A 15,925-nucleotide genomic window follows, 5' to 3' on the forward strand; every position below is an offset into this window, starting at 1 on the left:
ATGCCGTTCAATCAAGAGTGAATACTGCCCCGTGGCGAGCGAGCTTGCTCGCGCTGGGGTGCGAAGCGCCCCTCGACAAGACGATTGCAGGCTTTCAGATAAAACGCGGTGACCGATTTTGGGGCTGTTGCACAGCCCAGCGCGAGCAAGCCACGGGGGAGGTGTTCGGCATGCTCGCGCCTTGACGAGAGCCGTCATCTGATCAGGACAGTTGCTCCCACAACGTAACCGTTTGCACTCATGCCGTTCAATCAAGAGTGAGTACTGCCCCGTGGCGAGCGAGCTTGCTCGCGCTGGGGTGCGAAGCGCCCCTCGACAAGACGATTGCAGGCTTTCAGATAAAACGCGGTGACCGATTTTGGGGCCGCTGCGCAGCCCAGCGCGAGCAAGCCACGGGGTAGGTGTTCGGTATGCTCGCGCCTTGACGAGAGCCGTCATCTGATCAGGACAGTTGCTCCCACAACGTAACCGTTTGCACTCATGCCGTTCAATCAAGAGTGAATACTGCCCCGTGGCGAGCGAGCTTGCTCGCGCTGGGGTGCGAAGCGCCCCTCGACAAGACGATTGCAGGCTTTCAGATAAAACGCGGTGACCGATTTTGGGGCTGTTGCACAGCCCAGCGCGAGCAAGCCACGGGGTAGGTGTTCGGCATGCTCGCGCCTTGACGAGAGCCGTCATCTGATCAGGACAGCTGCTCCCACAACGTAACCGTTTGCACTCATGCCGTTCAATCAAGAGTGAATACTGCCCCGTAGCGAGCGAGCTTGCTCGCGCTGGGGTGCGAAGCGCCCCTCGACAAGACGATTGCAGGCTTTCAGATAAAACACGGTGACCGATTTTGGGGCTGTTGCACAGCCCAGCGCGAGCAAGCCACGGGGTAGGTGTTCGGCGTTCCGCTTACTTGCGGAGAACGAGTGTGCGGTCATTGAAAATGACCGTTCGGCGGCCTTCATCAAATTGTCACGCAACTGTGGCAGCGCGCTTGAACAAACATCATCAGACTCGCGCTCTACTGGAGTTCTGCGTTTCGGTGTTTTTCATGCGTGCTTTGTTCTTGTCCGCGGCCATGTTCCTGGCCGCGCTTCTATTTGGCTCGGCGTCTTTTGCTGCGCCGCGCTGCGATGTCAACGTGGCTACCCAGCGGGCCGATCTGCCACAGGTGAGCCTGGCGTACCAGAGCATCGGTCGCGCGTCCGATCCGGCGTTGCTGCTGGTGATGGGCCTGGGCGGGCAACTGATCCACTGGCCGGACGAGGTGGTGCAGGCGCTCTGTGAGCAGGGTTTCCGGGTGATTCGCTACGACAATCGCGATGTCGGCCTGTCGACCTGGCGCCAGCCGCCCGCCGACGCCAACCTGACCTTCGAAGCGCTGCGCTACAAGCTGGGCTTGCCGGTATCGGCACCGTACACCCTCACCGACATGGCGGAGGACGGCCTTGGCCTGATGGATGTCCTGCAGGTGGAGCAATTCCATGTCCTGGGCGCGAGCATGGGCGGGATGATTGCCCAGCATATGGCGGCGATGGCGCCGCAGCGGGTGGAAAGCCTGACGCTGATCATGAGCAGCTCCGGGGCCGAAGGGTTGCCGGCACCGAACGCGGCGCTGGTGCAACTGCTCTCGCGGCGCAGTGCACCGAACCGTGAGGTGGCCCTGGAGCAGCAGGCCGATCTGCTGGCCGCGCTCGGCAGTCCGAACATCGCCGATGATCGCCAGGCACTGTTGCAACAGGCGGCGCAATCCTATGACCGGGCGTTCAACCCCGAAGGTGTGAAGCGCCAGATCATGGCCATCCTCGCCGAGCCGAGCCGGGTCGCGCTGCTCAATCAGTTGCGGGTGCCCACCCTGGTGGTGCACGGCACGGCCGACCCGTTGCTGCCGGTGATGCACGGCATTCACCTGGCGGCCCATATCCAGGGCAGCCAACTGAAGCTGATCCCGGGGCTGGCCCATCGTTTCCAGGAGGCCTTCAAGGCGCCGTTGCTGGCGGCGGTGTTGCCGTATCTGCAGCAACACCGGGAAGACATCTCGCACTGGGCACAGATTGATCCATTACCGGGTATGAATCTGCTTTAAGACAACGCCACCCGTAGGAGCGAGTGCGCTCGCGATGGACGTTAACGATAACGCGAGCTATCTGGATAAACGCGTTGTCCTCACGTTTTTCGTCGGAACGCTGCCCGGAGCAAGCTCGCTCCGACAGTGTCAGGCATGGACCCGCACCCAGACGCTGACCAGGACGGTGGCGGCCATCAACCAGGCCACGGCGGCCACGGCCAGCGAAGCCTCCAGGCGCATTTTGTCCACCATCACGTACAGGGTCGCCAGGTACACGAAGTACGGAATGATCGACCACATGCCAAACACGATGGTGGTCTTGAGGTCCTCCAGCGAGCGGCCTTTGCCGACGATGTAGTGGGCGATCAGGGCGAAGGTCGGGAACAGCGGCACCAGGCCTGCGATGTAGTAGTTCCTGGTCTTGGCCAGTGCGGCGAGAATGACCACCACCGCGGCGCCCAGCGCAGCTTTTAACAGTAGATCCACACGTATTCTCGATTCGGGGTTAGTGACTCAGGCCGTATTTCTTGACCTTGTCGAACAGGGTGGTCTTGGCCATTCCCAGCTCCAGGCTGGCCTGGGTCAGGTTGCCGCCCGTGCGTTGCAAGGCGTCGTTGAGCAGGTTGCGCTCGAAGGCTTCCACCGCTTCGGAGAAGACCAGGCCCAGGGCTGTGCCGCCGCTGCCGGTTTTCTTGAAGGCCGGCAAGCCGAGGGCAAAGCGTTCGGCGACATTGCGCAGTTCGCGCACGTTGCCTGGCCAGTCGTGGCTCATCAGGTTGGACAGGGTCTGGTTGTCCAGCTCCGGCGGGCTGCGGTCAAAGCGCAGGGACGACTGCTGCAGGAAATGCTCGAACAATTGCAGGATGTCTTCGCGGCGTTCGCGCAGCGGCGGCAGTTCCAGGGTCACCACGTTCAGCCGGTAATACAGGTCGCTGCGAAACTGACCGGCGCGGCCCAGTTCGTCGAGGTCGGACTTGGTGGCGGCAATCACCCGGCAGTCGACGGCCACGCTCTGGTTCGAACCCAGTCGTTCCAGGGTGCGCTCCTGCAACACCCGCAGCAGCTTGATCTGCAGCGCCAGTGGCATGCTTTCCACTTCGTCGAGGAACAGGGTGCCGCCATCGGCGTGTTCGATCTTGCCGATCCGTCGTTTGCCGGCACCGGTAAAGGCATTGGCTTCGTGGCCGAAGATTTCGCTTTCGAACAGGTTCTCCGGCAGGCCACCGCAGTTCAACGCAACAAACTGCTGGGGCTGCCGGCGACTGAAATCGTGCAGGCAGCGGGCAACCAGTTCCTTGCCGGTGCCGGTTTCACCTTCGATCAGCACGTTGGCCGAGGTGTCGGCGACGTTGGCGATCAGCTCACGCAGGTGCTGCATGGCGGGCGAGCGGCCGATGATCCGTCCCTCCAGCGAGTCGCGTTCGGCCAGTTGCCGGCGCAATGACGTCACTTCACGGGCCAGGCTGCGCTGCTCCAGGGCGCGGCGCGCAACGTCCACCAGGCGTTCCGGGGAGAAGGGTTTCTCCATGAAGTCGTAGGCGCCTTTCTGCATGGCGTCGACGGCCATCGAAATGTCGCCATGGCCGGTGATCAGCACCACCGGCAGGCTGCGATCACGGGCCTTGAGTCGGCCCAGCAGCTCCAGGCCATCAATGCCCGGCAGGCGAATGTCGCTGATGACGATACCGGCGAAGTTGTCGCCGACCTGTTCCAGGGCTTCTTCGGCGCTGCCAACGCCTTGGCAGGGAATGTCTTCCAGGGCCAGGGCCTGCTGGCAACCGAGCAGGACATGGGGATCGTCTTCGACGATCAGCACACTAAGATCGTTGTTCATATTCGCTCGGCGGGAAGGGGGCTTACCCACGGTAAACTGAGGACAAAAGCGGTACCACCGCTGGCCGGGTGCTCGACACCCAGGCTGCCGCCCGTGGCGGCCGCCAGGCTTGCCGACAAGGTCAGGCCCAACCCCAGGCCTTGTTCGCCGGGTTTGGTGGTAAAGAAGGGTTCGAACAGATGTTTACGGGTCTCGGCGTCGATGCCGTGACCGTTGTCGCGGACGCGCAGGCGATACTTGCCGTCGACGATGTCGCCTTCGAGCCACAGTTCGGGCGCGGGCTGGGCGTGCATGGCGTCCAGGGCGTTGCCGATCAGGTTGACCAGGATCTGTTCCAGGCGGGTCTGGTCAATCTGCACTTGCTCGTCACTGAACGCGCGGTGCACTTGCAGCGGCGCATTTTCCAGGCGCGGGCCGAGCACTTGCAGGGCGGCATCGATCGCTTTGCCGAGGCTGGCCTGGCCCTTGTCTTCACCCCGACGGGCGAAGGAACGCAGGCTGGCGGTGATCCGGCCCATGCGGTCGATCAATTCGTTGATGGTTTTCAGGTTGGCACTGGCGGTGTCCAGTTGCCCGCGCTCGAGGAACCGCACAGTGTTGCCGGACAAGGTGCGCAGGGCGGCCAGCGGCTGGTTCAACTCATGGGCAATGCTGGTGGACATCTGGCCGATGGCGGCGAGCTTGCCAGCCTGTACCAGTTCATCCTGCGCGTGGCGCAGGGTCTCTTCGGCCAGGCGCCGTTCGCGGATCTGACTCTTGAGCCGATCGTTACTGGCCCGCAGGTCGGTGGTGCGTTCGGTAATCCGACGCTCCAGTTGATTGTTGGCTTCTTCCAGTGCCTCGCGAGCCGCCAGGCGGGTCGCGACCACCTTGCGTCGCTCATTCCAGGCAATCAGCAGGAAGGCACACAAGGCGAACGCCACGGCCACCAGAATCCCCTGGTTAATGGCCTCGCGCCGCAGGTCTTGCAGCGGCGTGAGCAGGGTGAAATTCCACGGTGTGTCACTCAGCGGCCGGGTCTGGGACAGGTAGCTGATGGCTTCTTCGTCGGAGGCCACTTCGGTGTTGGCCGGGAAGGTCAGCTTCTCCACGCCTTCGGCCAGTCGTTCGCGGGCCAGCGGTTCCAGTTCGTTCAGCGGGAACCAGTAGTACTGCAGGCTGCGGGCCAGGCGCTCCTTGGTGTCCTCGCTGAGCGGACGCACCGCCTTGAGTCGCCGCGCCGGGTCGCTGGAGAGAATAATGATGCTGTTCTCGTCGCTGACAAAGGCCTCCAGGCGGGCGCGCTGCCAGCGTTCTTCCATGGCTTCCAGGCGCACCTTGACCACGGCGACGCCGATGATCTTGCCCTGTTCTTCCAGGCCATGGGCCAGGTAGTAGCCGGGTTCGCCGTTGGTGCTGCCGATGCCATAGAAGCGCCCCGGCTGCCCCCGTACGGCATTCTGGAAGTAGGCGCGGAAGGACAGGTCTTCCCCCAGGTAACTGTCGAAATCGCGCCAGTTGCTGGTGGCCAGCACTCGGCCGGTGGTGTCCATCACGTAGATCGCCCGACTGCGGCTGCGCCGGTTCAGGCCTTCGAGGTAAGTGTTGACCGTTTGCCGGTGCTCTGGCGTCGGGTCGGCCAGCAGTTGGGAAACGCTCGATTCGAGCTCCAGCAGGCTGGGCAGGTAGGTGTACTTGCTGATTTCGCTTTCTACGGCACGGGCGTGCAATTCCAGCTGGCGTTGGCCGTTTTCGCTGAGGCTGCGAACACCGTAATGCTCGCTGACCCAAAAGCCGAGGTAGCCCAATGCGGCCATCAACAGGATGACCAGCGGCGGTAGAAACAGATGGCGAATCAGACGGGGTTTCACGGCGAGTGATGGCGGTGCGGCGCGATAATGGCTAGGGTCGCATTTCATCACAGATGCCTTGGGTCAACCAGTGTGGCAGCGGGCTTGTTCTGGTTTCCAATGGTACGTGGAACCTGTGGCGAGGGAGCTTGCTCCCGCTCGGCTGCAAAGCAGTCGTAAAACCGGTCAATGCGGTGTGTCAGTCAACATGCATTTACAGGTTTTGGGGTCACTACACGACCCTGCGGGAGCCAGCTCCCTCGCCACAAGGGCAAGCCTGCCCTCCTAATTGAGGGCAGTGCCGGTTTTAGTGTTGCAGGATCTTGTTGAGGAAGTGCTGTGTACGTTCGGCGCGGGCATTGATGTCGCCGAAGAACTCCTCTTTCTTGCAGTCTTCGATGATCTTGCCGGCGTCCATGAAGATCACCCGGTCCGCCACTTTACGGGCGAAGCCCATTTCGTGGGTCACGCACATCATGGTCATGCCTTCGTGGGCCAGTTGCACCATGACGTCGAGTACTTCGTTGACCATTTCCGGGTCGAGTGCCGAGGTCGGTTCGTCGAACAGCATGACGATCGGATCCATCGCCAGTGCACGGGCAATCGCCACGCGCTGCTGCTGACCACCGGACAGTTGGCCGGGATGCTTGTGGGCATGGGCCGAGAGGCCGACGCGCTCAAGCAGTTGCAGGCCTTTCTTGGTGGCTTCTGCCTTGCTGCGGCCCAGCACCTTGATCTGCGCGATGGTCAGGTTTTCGGTGATGGTCAGGTGCGGGAACAGTTCGAAGTGCTGGAACACCATGCCCACGCGCGAGCGCAGTTTCGGCAGGTTGGTCTTCGGGTCGGCGATGGAAGTACCGTCGACCACGATGTCGCCTTTCTGGAACGGTTCCAGGGCGTTGACGCACTTGATCAGGGTCGATTTGCCGGAGCCGGACGGCCCGCAGACCACGATCACTTCACCTTTTTTGACCTCGGTGCTGCAATCAGTCAGCACCTGGAAGTCCCCATACCACTTGTTGATGTTCTTGATAGAGATCATACGGCGAACCTTTTTTGCAGACGCTTGACCAGCTGCGAGGCGGCAAAGCTGATGATGAAGTACGTGAGGCCTGCGAAGATCAGGAACTCATTGGAGCGGCCAATGATGTCGCCACTGGCGCGCGAAGCATTGAGGAAGTCCACCAGACCGACCGCGTAGACCAGCGAGGTGTCCTGGAACAGGATGATGCTCTGTTGCAGCAGCAGCGGGGTCATCTTGCGGAACGCTTGCGGCAGGATGATCAAGCGCATCATCTGGCCATAGCTCATGCCCAGTGCCTGGGCAGCGCCCATCTGGCCCTTGGGAATCGACTGCACGCCAGCACGGACGATTTCGCAGAAGTACGCCGCTTCGAACATCATGAACGCCACGATGCATGAGCCGAACGCGCCGATCGGCGTGTCTTCGCCAGTGATCCAGCGCAGTACGAATGGCACCGCCAGGTAGAACCAGGTGATCACCAGCAGCAACGGGATCGAGCGGAAGTAGTTGACGTAGGCGCCGGCAATGTTCGACAGCAGTTTGTTGTGGGACAGACGCATCAACGCCAGGATAGTACCAAGGATGATCCCGCCGACGACGCCCAGCACCATCAGTTGCAGGGTCATGACCATACCGTTCCACAAACCCGGCAGGGACGGAATGATGCCCGAGAAGTCGAATTCCATCATTTACCCCCTACGGAAATCAGGCCCGGTACGGCGACTTTCTTCTCGACCAAACGCATCAGCAGCATCAGGCTCATGTTCAGGGTGAAGTAGATCAGCGTTGCCAGGGTGAAGGCTTCGAACAGGTTGGCCGAGAACTCGGCGGTCTGCTTGGTCTGCGCGAGCAGTTCCATCAGGCCGATCAGCGAGGCTACGGAGGTGTTTTTGAATACGTTCAGGAATTCCGAGGTAAGCGGCGGAATGATGATCCGGTAGGCCTGGGGCAACAGCACGTTCCAGTAGATCTGTGGCAGCTTGAAGCCCATGGCGCGGGCCGCGGATTCCTGGCCTGTGGGCAGGGCCTGGATACCGGTACGCACCTGTTCGCAAACGCGGGCCGTGGTGAACAGGCCCAGGCACACGACGACGCTGAGGAAGGCCGAGGTGGTCGGGTTCAGGTCCTGCTTGTACCACTCTTGCAGGTCCGCCGGCAGCAGGTCGGGTACCAGGAAGTACCAGATGAACAGCTGAACCAGCAGCGGCACGTTACGGAAGAGTTCGACGTAGCAGGTGGCGATGCCCGATACGATGCGGTTCGGCACGGTACGCATGACGCCCAGGACCGAGCCCAGTGTCAGGGCGATGATCCAGGCCGCGATGGCGATGCCGATGGTCCAGGCCAGACCGGACACGTACCAGTCGAGATACGTCTCGCTGCCCACGCCGGTGGACTTGAAGAACACGCCCCAGTCCCAGTTGTAATTCATTAGGGTCTCCCCTCGGATTCGATCGATGTACAAATACCCGCTTGGGGGAAGCTCCGTTCCCGCCCGACCCAGGTGGCCTGTGTGGTCAGTTCTGTTAGCTCAACTTCGGCGCCAGAGGTCCATATCCTGCGTTGCTGTTCCTCGCCATAGCGGGCTATGACTCGTCACAGCGCCTTGGCTATGAACTTCTGGCATCCGAATTTGAGCCAACGAACTAACCGTACAGGCCACTCCGATCAGGCACACGCGCTCGGCTCGACAGCCACCGGTTCGAGTGTTTCCAAAAAATGCCAGCAGGGAGTGACAACCTCCTGAAAGGGCCGCGGCCCCCTCAGGAGATAAGGTTAGTCAGAAATCAGGACTTCTTGTCGTCAGCCGCTTTATCAGTCGGTTTGGCGATCAGTGCCTTGAGCTCGTCGCTCATCGGGAAGTTCAGGTTCAGGCCTTTTGGCGGGATCGGTTGCATGAACCATTTTTCGTAGATCTTGTTGATCTCGCCCGATGCGTAGGTGGCCTTGATGGCGTCATCCACAGCCTTTTTGAACGGCTCGTCGCCTTTGCGCACCATGCAGCCGTAGATTTCGTAGGACTGTGGAGTGCCGGTCACGGCCCAGTCGCTTGCCTTCTTGGCCTTGGCCGCTTCACCCGCCAGCAGGGCGTCGTCCATCATGAAGGCCACTGCGCGGCCGGTTTCCAGCATCTGGAACGACTCGCCATGGTCTTTGGCGGAGATGACGTTCATGCCCATCTGCTTGTCGGCGTTCATCGACTTGAGGATGCGCTCGGACGTGGTGCCGGCGGTGGTCACGACGTTCTTGCCGGCCAGGTCAGGGAAATCCTTGTACTTGGAGTCTGCCTTGGACAGCAGGCGAGTACCGATTTCGAAGATGCCGACGGAGAAGTCAACTTGCTGCTGACGCTCGACGTTGTTGGTGGTGGAACCGCACTCCAGGTCCACGGTGCCGTTCTGCACCAGCGGGATACGGGTTTGCGAAGTCACCAGGTTGTATTTGACCTGGAGGTTCGGCAAGTCCAGGTCTTTTTTCAGGGCTTCAACGACTTTCAGCTGAATGTCGTGGGAGTAGCCGACCGGTTTGCCGGAAGCGTCTGCAATGTAGGAAAACGGAATGGAAGCGTCGCGATGGCCCAGGGTGATGGTGCCGGACTCTTTGATCTTCTTCAGGGTGCCGGTGAGTTCGGCGGCGAAAACTGGCGTGCTGATCAGAGCGGCAGCAATGGCTGCGCCCAGGATATGGGGAACGATGCGCATCAAATTTTCCTCGACATTGTTTTTTTTATGGAGCCAGTTCTTCGGCTCTCTAGTGCAGCTGAATGCCTGGAGGGCTCCTGAAGTGTTGGCACCTCAAACATTCGTCCAAGAGTGTAGAGCATGAGTCGTGCCAGGCCAGAGCTTTATATTTAACTTATTGATTTATAAGGATATTAAATATTTGTTGCGGCGGTGTGCAAGAAGGAAGGTCCGGTTAACCGAATCGACCGCAGAGTCGCGTTCGGAAAACCGAATGCATTTCTGTCGGTATTGCCCACTTTGCCCGGGAGCGATCAGGGGCATCAGAATGTACAAAGCCCCTGGGCCTTTCGGTGCCAGGGGCTTTTGATCCATCGAATCGGCAATCAGGCCGCTTCGATCTTCCGGCGGTTCATTTCAACCGTGTTCAAGTATTGCTGAACCTTCGCTTGCTCGTCCTGGGTGGTGAACAAGCCCAGTTTGCTGCGGCGCCACAGGATGTCGTGAGCGGTGGTAGCCCATTCTTCGCTGCACAGGTAATCGACTTCGCGGCTGTAGAGGCCGCCGCCCAGGTGTTCGCCCAGGTCGTTCAGGCTCTGCACGCCTTCGAGCATGCGCCAGGTGCGGCTGCCATAGGTGGTGGCCCAGCGCCGGGCGATTTCCGTTGGCACCCAGTCGAATTTGTCGTGAATCAACGCGCTCAAGGCCTGGGGGGTGGTCATGTCTTCGCCGCCTGGCAGGGTCGCACTGGCGGTCCAGCCTGGCTTGATGTCCTTGAAGTAAGGGGCCAGTTGCGCCATGGCTGATTCGGCCAGCTTGCGGTAGGTGGTCAGCTTGCCGCCGAACACCGACAGCAGCGGGGCTTCTTCGCCGCTGCCGGACAGCGCCAGGGTGTAGTCCCGGGTCACGGCCGACGGGTTGTCGGACTCGTCGTTGCACAGTGGGCGAACACCGGAATAGGTGTGCAGGATGTCCTCGCGGCTGATCTGCTTCTTGAAGTGCGCATTGACGACCTTGATCAGGTAGTCGGTCTCGCCCTCGGTGATCGCGACTTTGGCTGGATCGCCCGTGTATTCACGGTCCGTGGTGCCAATCAGGGTGAAGTGATTGAGGTACGGGATCGTGAACACGATGCGCTGATCTTCGTTTTGCAGGATATGCGCGTGTTCGCCTTCGTACAGCTTCGGCACGATCAGGTGGCTGCCCTGGATCAGGCGGATGCCGTAGGGCGATTCCATCTTCAGGTCGTCGCGAATGAACTTGGCGACCCATGGGCCGGCAGCGTTCACCAGCGCCTTGGCGCAGATCGAGAACAGGCTGCCGTCGGCACGCTCCAGGTGCAGGTGCCACAGGCCTTTGCTACGACGGGCACTGACGCAGCGGGTCTGGGTGTGGACGTGGGCACCTTTTTCGCGGGCAGCCATGGCGTTGAGCACCACGAGGCGGGCGTCGTCGACCCAGCAATCGGAGTACTCGAAGCCCTTGGTGATTTCGCTTTTCAGTGCGCTGTCGGCGCCGAATTTCAGGCTTCTGGAGCCGGCGAGTTTCTCGCGCTTGCCCAGGTGGTCATACAGGAACAGGCCGGCACGGATCATCCACGCCGGACGCAGGTGCGGGCGGTGAGGCAGCACGAAGCGCATCTGCTTGACGATGTGTGGCGCCTTGGCCAGCAGCACTTCCCGTTCTGCCAGGGCCTCGCGCACCAGGCGGAATTCGTAGTGTTCGAGGTAGCGCAGGCCGCCGTGGATCAGCTTGCTGCTGGCGGACGAGGTGTGGCTGGCCAGATCGTCCTTTTCGCAAAGGAACACCGAGAGACCGCGGCCGGCGGCATCCGCTGCAATCCCGACACCGTTGATCCCGCCACCGATTACGGCAATGTCATAGATCTCGGCAAGTGGGGGCGGCAAGGTGGAAGTGGGCATCGGCAGGCCTCGGGCTCTTTATGATTTCTGTATTGGAATTCGAACATGAATGTTCATTTGCGAAAATGGTAGCTCATTAAGGCGGGCGCAGCCAGTCGACTTCGATTGAAAAAACTCATCGAAGGAGGCTTAAAGGAAAATTTTCGAACATTAATGCGAGGCGCGGCTCTTTTGTGGCGAGGGAGCTTGCTCCCGCTGGGCCGGTCCGCGTTCGGGGCAAAGCAGGCCCGAAACCAATCAACCGAGTTCATTCAGATGCACCCGACCCGCCGGGTGTGCGACGGCTTCGCCGCCGAGCGGGAGCAAGCTCCCTCGCCACAGCAAGCTCCCTTGCCACGGGGGAGCTTTGCTGCTGGGGGGATTAAACGACTTCGAGCCGAATCTTGTGCTGGTTCAGCAGTTGCGCCAAGGCAGGTACCGGCTGCTGGTCAGTTACCAGGCAGTCGATCAGGCTGATGGGGCCCAGGCGAATCATGGCGTTGCGCCCGAACTTGCTGGAGTCGGCCGCCAGGATCACTTGCCGGGCGTTGGCGATGATCGCCTGGGAGACCCGTACTTCCTGGTAGTCGAAGTCCAGCAGGCTGCCATCCTCGTCGATGCCGCTGATGCCCACCAGGGCATAGTCGACCTTGAACTGGTTGATGAAGTCGACACTGGCCTGGCCGACAACACCGCCATCGCGGCGTACGTTACCGCCGGTGAGCAGCACATCGAAGTCGTCCTTGGCGCTGAGCATCGAGGCGACGTGCAGGTTGTTGGTGATGATCTTCAGGTGGCTGTGGTTGAGCAGCGCCCGAGCGATGGATTCGGTGGTGGTGCCGATATTGATGAACAGCGAGGCGTGGTCGGGGATTTGCCGGGCAATGGCTTCGCCGATGCGCTGTTTTTCGTCGCGCATCTGGTCGGCGCGCATGGCATACGCGGTGTTTTCCACGCTGGAGTCATAGGCCGCGCCGCCATGGTAGCGACGCAACAGATTGTCTTCGGCCAGTTGATTGATGTCGCGGCGGATGGTCTGCGGTGTAACAACGAACAGTTGAGCCATTTCCTCGATGCTGACGTAACCGCGTTCGCGGACCAATTCGAGGATTTGCTGCTGACGGGGAGGCAGATTCATGGGGCTTCCTTTGGGCTGCCGTGCAAAATTTTCCCATGATGACGCAGGAATCTGCTCCCTACCAGTTTCCAAACAACGTGAAAGCTACTGCGATCGTCAATCCTGCGTTAAAAACAGGCTCGTCTTTCCTTCGCTCACTACGCTTTCACACTGTTTGGACATGCAGATACGAGTGCTCAGCCCGGTTTACTCGGCGCCTTCGTGCGGTTCCCAGTCGCGGGTGCGGCTGACGGCTTTTTTCCAGCCGGCGTAGAGTTTTTCCTTGGTTGCTTCGTCCAGTTGCGGGTTGAACTCGCGTTCGATCACCGCCTTGCCGCGCAGTTCTTCCAGGCTGCCCCAGAAACCACAGGCCAGGCCGGCCAGGTAGGCGGCGCCGAGCGCGGTGGTTTCACGCATTTGCGGGCGCTCGACCTGGGTGCCGAGGATGTCGGCCTGGAACTGCATCAGGAAGTTGTTGGCGACCGCGCCACCGTCCACGCGCAGGGCCTTGAGGCGTTCGCCGGAATCCTGTTGCATGGCGTCGAGTACGTCGCGGGTCTGGAAGGCAATCGACTCCAGGGCGGCACGAATGATGTGGTCCACTCGTACGCCGCGGGTCAGGCCGAACAGTGCGCCACGGGCATAGGGGTCCCAGTACGGAGCGCCCAGGCCGGTAAAGGCGGGCACCAGGTACACGCCGTTGCTGTCCTTGACCTTGTTGGCGAAATACTCGGTGTCGTGGGCGTCGTTGATGATCTTCAGCTCGTCGCGCAACCACTGCACGGTGGAACCGCCGTTGAATACCGCACCTTCCAGCGCGTAAGCGACTTCACCCCGTGGGCCGCAGGCGATGGTGGTGAGCATGCCGTGGTTGGATTTCACCGCGTTGGTGCCGGTGTTCATCAGCAGGAAGCAGCCGGTGCCGTAGGTGTTTTTCGCCTGGCCTGGCTCCACGCACATCTGGCCGAACAGGGCGGCCTGCTGGTCGCCGGCGATACCGCCGATGGCGATGCCGCTCTTGGTGTGCCCGTAGATCTCCGACGAAGACTTCACCTCTGGCAGCATCTCGCGCGGGATATCCAGCACCTCCAGCATCTTCGCGTCCCACTCCAGGGTGTGGATGTTGAAGAGCATGGTGCGCGAGGCGTTGGTGTAGTCCGTGACGTGGGTCTTGCCGCCCGTGAATTTCCAGATCAGCCAGCTGTCGACGGTGCCGAACAGCAACTCGCCCTTGCGCGCCCGCTCGCGGCTGCCCTCGACGTTGTCCAGGATCCACTTGAGCTTGGTGCCGGAGAAGTACGGGTCGGTGACCAGGCCCGTGGTGTCGCTGATGTATTGCTCGTGACCGTCGCGCTTGAGTTGCTCGCAGATCTCGGTGCTGCGGCGGCACTGCCAGACGATCGCGTTATAGATCGGGCGGCCGGTGGCCTTGTCCCAGACCACGGTGGTTTCACGCTGGTTGGTGATGCCGATGGCGGCCACCTGGTCATGGTGCAGGCCGGCTTGTGCCAGGGCCTCGACCATCACCGCGCTTTGGGTAGCGAAGATTTCCATCGGGTCGTGCTCGACCCAGCCGGCTTGCGGGTAGTGCTGGGCGAATTCGCGTTGTGCGGTGCAGACCACGTTGGCGTCACGGTCGAAAATGATCGCGCGCGAGCTGGTCGTACCCTGATCGAGGGCAATGATGTAGTTCTTATTCTGTGTGTCGGTCATGTCGATTGCCTTGGACGAAATAAGGGAGTGGATGGGGGCGCGTGGTCAAGGATGGGCAGGACCGCGCGCCGCCGCTTTCAGGAAACTCGTGGTTTGCCGTCAATGGCAGGTTCTGCATCCTTTGTAGCAGGTTCGGCGCCAGGCAGATGGCGGGCAATGAGCCCGCGATAGGCCGCGGCACCGAGGCAGGCACCGACAATCGGTGCAAAGACAGGAATCAGGAAGTAAGGAATATCGCGGCCGCCAGTGAAGGAAATTTCACCCCAGCCAGCGAAGAAAGTCATCAGTTTCGGACCGAAGTCACGTGCCGGGTTCATCGCGAAGCCGGTCAGCGGGCCCATCGAACTGCCAATCACCGCGATCAGCAGGCCAATCAGTAACGGTGCCAGCGGGCCTTTCGGCAGGCCATTGTTGTCGTCGGTCAGGGACATGATCACGCTCATCAGGATCGCAGTGATGATGACCTCGACCAGGAACGCCTGGCCTGTCGACAGGGCAGGGTTGGGGAAGGTGGAGAACACGGATGCCAGTTCAAGGCTGGCCTGGCTGCCACGGACCATTTGATGGCTTTGTTCGAAATCGAAGAACAGGTTGCTGTAAAGCGTGTAAACCAACAAGGCGGCGCAGAAGGCGCCAGCGACCTGGGAGAAGATGTAGAACGGCAGTTTGCGTTTTTCAAAGTCGGTGAAAATGCTCAGGGCAATACTGACGGCCGGGTTCAGGTGCGCGCCGGAAACGCCCGCGGTCAGGTAGATCGCCATGCTCACGCCAACCCCCCAGATAATGCTGATTTCCCACAGGCCGAAGCTGGCGCCGGCGACTTTGAGCGCCGCAACGCAACCGGTACCAAAGAAGATCAGTAAGGCCGTGCCCAGGAATTCGGCCATGCATTGGCTCGAGAGCGAAGGTTGCTGTAAAGCAGTTGTCATTGAAAACCTCGGTTTTTGTTGTTGTCTGGCGCTGCTTCCGAAAGGGCTGAGCGCGATTTTCACCGAGGCAGGATCCCCATCCTGGTCTCGGCTTGCTGCCGGGTGTTGCGTAGGAATCTTCGCATATATTCAGATTCGAAAAAATATAGACAAGAAACGCTGCTGTCAAAGGTCGAAAGTGAACGGTCGGTCACTTTTAAACTGACGGCTTGATGAATGATTGCGGGTTCGAGGTGTGGAAGCGTCCTGGTCTGGCTCTCCAGGTTGGCGCCTGTCGAGGGATAAAACGCTGGCCATGGAGCCTTTTGCTGTCTGATGTCCTAGAATCCGGCGCAACATTTTTGTTGTTTTGCCTCGCTTGGAGCTGCCATGACCCCCGCATTGGATCTGCTGAAAAAAGTTCGAGCCGAACATCGCGTGCACAGTTATGAACATGATCCGAAGGCCGCCTCGTATGGGCTGGAGGCTGCGGAAAAGCTGGGATTGGACCCCGCGCGAGTATTCAAGACGTTGCTGGCGGCGAGTGAAAAGGGCGAGTTGCTGGTTGCTGTGGTGCCAGTCGTCGGAAGCCTGGACCTCAAGGCGCTGGCCCAGGCCGCGGGGGTAAAGAAAGTCGAGATGGCCGACCCTGCCGCCGCGCAACGGGCGACCGGCTATTTGTTGGGCGGCATCAGCCCGTTGGGACAAAAGAAGCGTCTGCGTACCTTCATCGATAACAGTGCCCAACCGTTGGCAAGTGTTTATGTCAGTGCCGGGCGGCGGGGCCTGGAGGTCGAGTTGGCGGCGTCAGTGCTGGCCGAGCACACCAACGCCACCTTTGCCGATATCGGTCGCGGCTGAC

The 15,925-nt window shown here is 60.6% G+C and carries 13 protein-coding genes; 2 read left to right on the plus strand and 11 right to left on the minus strand.

Annotated elements, in window-relative coordinates; translation table 11 throughout:
* Window positions 1–1,054 precede the first annotated feature (1,054 nt).
* Entirely contained in the window at window positions 1,055–2,074 is a 1,020-nt protein-coding gene (locus CKW25_RS13850; RefSeq protein ID WP_371855134.1) for an alpha/beta fold hydrolase, read from the plus strand.
* A 129-nt stretch (window positions 2,075–2,203) separates the two neighbouring features.
* On the opposite strand, the gene CKW25_RS13855 is transcribed toward CKW25_RS13850, so the two are convergent.
* The 11 genes from CKW25_RS13855 to CKW25_RS13905 all read right to left on the minus strand — a co-directional run bounded on the left by CKW25_RS13855 (window position 2,204) and on the right by CKW25_RS13905 (window position 15,084).
* Window positions 2,204–2,533: a GlpM family protein gene (locus CKW25_RS13855; RefSeq protein WP_172736522.1), complete on the minus strand. Its 330-nt coding sequence runs from the start codon at window positions 2,531–2,533 to the stop codon at window positions 2,204–2,206.
* Window positions 2,534–2,561: 28 nt separating this feature from the next.
* Entirely contained in the window at window positions 2,562–3,890 is a 1,329-nt protein-coding gene (locus CKW25_RS13860; RefSeq protein WP_095080009.1) for a sigma-54 dependent transcriptional regulator, read from the minus strand.
* Window positions 3,887–5,788, minus strand: a complete 1,902-nt coding sequence (locus CKW25_RS13865) for a sensor histidine kinase (protein WP_095080010.1) — start codon at window positions 5,786–5,788, stop codon at window positions 3,887–3,889. The genes CKW25_RS13860 and CKW25_RS13865 overlap by 4 nt, the downstream gene beginning before the upstream one ends.
* A gap of 238 nt (window positions 5,789–6,026) precedes the next feature.
* Window positions 6,027–6,761 carry an amino acid ABC transporter ATP-binding protein gene (locus tag CKW25_RS13870; RefSeq protein ID WP_095080011.1) on the minus strand — a complete coding sequence of 245 codons (735 nt, stop codon included), beginning with the start codon at window positions 6,759–6,761 and terminating at the stop codon, window positions 6,027–6,029.
* Window positions 6,758–7,429, minus strand: a complete 672-nt coding sequence (locus CKW25_RS13875; RefSeq protein WP_095080012.1) for an amino acid ABC transporter permease — start codon at window positions 7,427–7,429, stop codon at window positions 6,758–6,760. Before CKW25_RS13875 ends, CKW25_RS13870 begins: the two co-directional genes overlap by 4 nt.
* Window positions 7,429–8,175, minus strand: coding sequence for an amino acid ABC transporter permease (locus CKW25_RS13880; protein ID WP_095080013.1), 747 nt, complete (start codon window positions 8,173–8,175; stop codon window positions 7,429–7,431). Before CKW25_RS13880 ends, CKW25_RS13875 begins: the two co-directional genes overlap by 1 nt.
* Window positions 8,176–8,530: 355 nt before the next feature.
* Window positions 8,531–9,445 carry a glutamate/aspartate ABC transporter substrate-binding protein gene (locus CKW25_RS13885; RefSeq protein WP_095080014.1) on the minus strand — a complete coding sequence of 305 codons (915 nt, stop codon included), beginning with the start codon at window positions 9,443–9,445 and terminating at the stop codon, window positions 8,531–8,533.
* A 365-nt stretch (window positions 9,446–9,810) separates the two neighbouring features.
* Window positions 9,811–11,346: a glycerol-3-phosphate dehydrogenase gene (gene glpD / locus CKW25_RS13890; RefSeq protein WP_095080015.1), complete on the minus strand. Its 1,536-nt coding sequence runs from the start codon at window positions 11,344–11,346 to the stop codon at window positions 9,811–9,813.
* 361 nt (window positions 11,347–11,707) lie between these two features.
* Window positions 11,708–12,463, minus strand: a complete 756-nt coding sequence (locus CKW25_RS13895) for a DeoR/GlpR family transcriptional regulator (protein ID WP_095080016.1) — start codon at window positions 12,461–12,463, stop codon at window positions 11,708–11,710.
* Window positions 12,464–12,649: 186 nt separating this feature from the next.
* Window positions 12,650–14,155: a glycerol kinase GlpK gene (gene glpK / locus CKW25_RS13900; protein WP_095080017.1), complete on the minus strand. Its 1,506-nt coding sequence runs from the start codon at window positions 14,153–14,155 to the stop codon at window positions 12,650–12,652.
* Window positions 14,156–14,232: 77 nt separating this feature from the next.
* Window positions 14,233–15,084, minus strand: coding sequence for an MIP/aquaporin family protein (locus tag CKW25_RS13905; protein WP_095080018.1), 852 nt, complete (start codon window positions 15,082–15,084; stop codon window positions 14,233–14,235).
* Between the two features lie 369 nt (window positions 15,085–15,453).
* On the opposite strand from CKW25_RS13905, the gene ybaK reads away from it, so the two are divergent.
* Window positions 15,454–15,924 (plus strand): Cys-tRNA(Pro) deacylase, encoded by a 471-nt coding sequence (ybaK, locus tag CKW25_RS13910; protein ID WP_095080019.1) that lies wholly within the window; start codon window positions 15,454–15,456, stop codon window positions 15,922–15,924.
* Window position 15,925 lies beyond the last annotated feature (1 nt).

This window comes from Pseudomonas sp. Irchel s3h17, assembly GCF_900187505.1.
Classification (GTDB): Bacteria; Pseudomonadota; Gammaproteobacteria; order Pseudomonadales; family Pseudomonadaceae; genus Aquipseudomonas.

Coding starts and splice junctions, on each gene's coding strand:
- ybaK (WP_095080019.1), top strand. CDS start 15,454: ATGACCCCCGCATTGGATCTGCTGAAAAAAGTTCGAGCCGAACATCGC.
- CKW25_RS13870 (WP_095080011.1), bottom strand. CDS start 6,761: ATGATCTCTATCAAGAACATCAACAAGTGGTATGGGGACTTCCAGGTG.
- CKW25_RS13875 (WP_095080012.1), bottom strand. CDS start 7,429: ATGGAATTCGACTTCTCGGGCATCATTCCGTCCCTGCCGGGTTTGTGG.
- CKW25_RS13880 (WP_095080013.1), bottom strand. CDS start 8,175: ATGAATTACAACTGGGACTGGGGCGTGTTCTTCAAGTCCACCGGCGTG.
- CKW25_RS13885 (WP_095080014.1), bottom strand. CDS start 9,445: ATGCGCATCGTTCCCCATATCCTGGGCGCAGCCATTGCTGCCGCTCTG.
- CKW25_RS13860 (WP_095080009.1), bottom strand. CDS start 3,890: ATGAACAACGATCTTAGTGTGCTGATCGTCGAAGACGATCCCCATGTC.
- CKW25_RS13895 (WP_095080016.1), bottom strand. CDS start 12,463: ATGAATCTGCCTCCCCGTCAGCAGCAAATCCTCGAATTGGTCCGCGAA.
- CKW25_RS13905 (WP_095080018.1), bottom strand. CDS start 15,084: ATGACAACTGCTTTACAGCAACCTTCGCTCTCGAGCCAATGCATGGCC.
- CKW25_RS13865 (WP_095080010.1), bottom strand. CDS start 5,788: ATGAAATGCGACCCTAGCCATTATCGCGCCGCACCGCCATCACTCGCC.
- glpK (WP_095080017.1), bottom strand. CDS start 14,155: ATGACCGACACACAGAATAAGAACTACATCATTGCCCTCGATCAGGGT.
- glpD (WP_095080015.1), bottom strand. CDS start 11,346: ATGCCCACTTCCACCTTGCCGCCCCCACTTGCCGAGATCTATGACATT.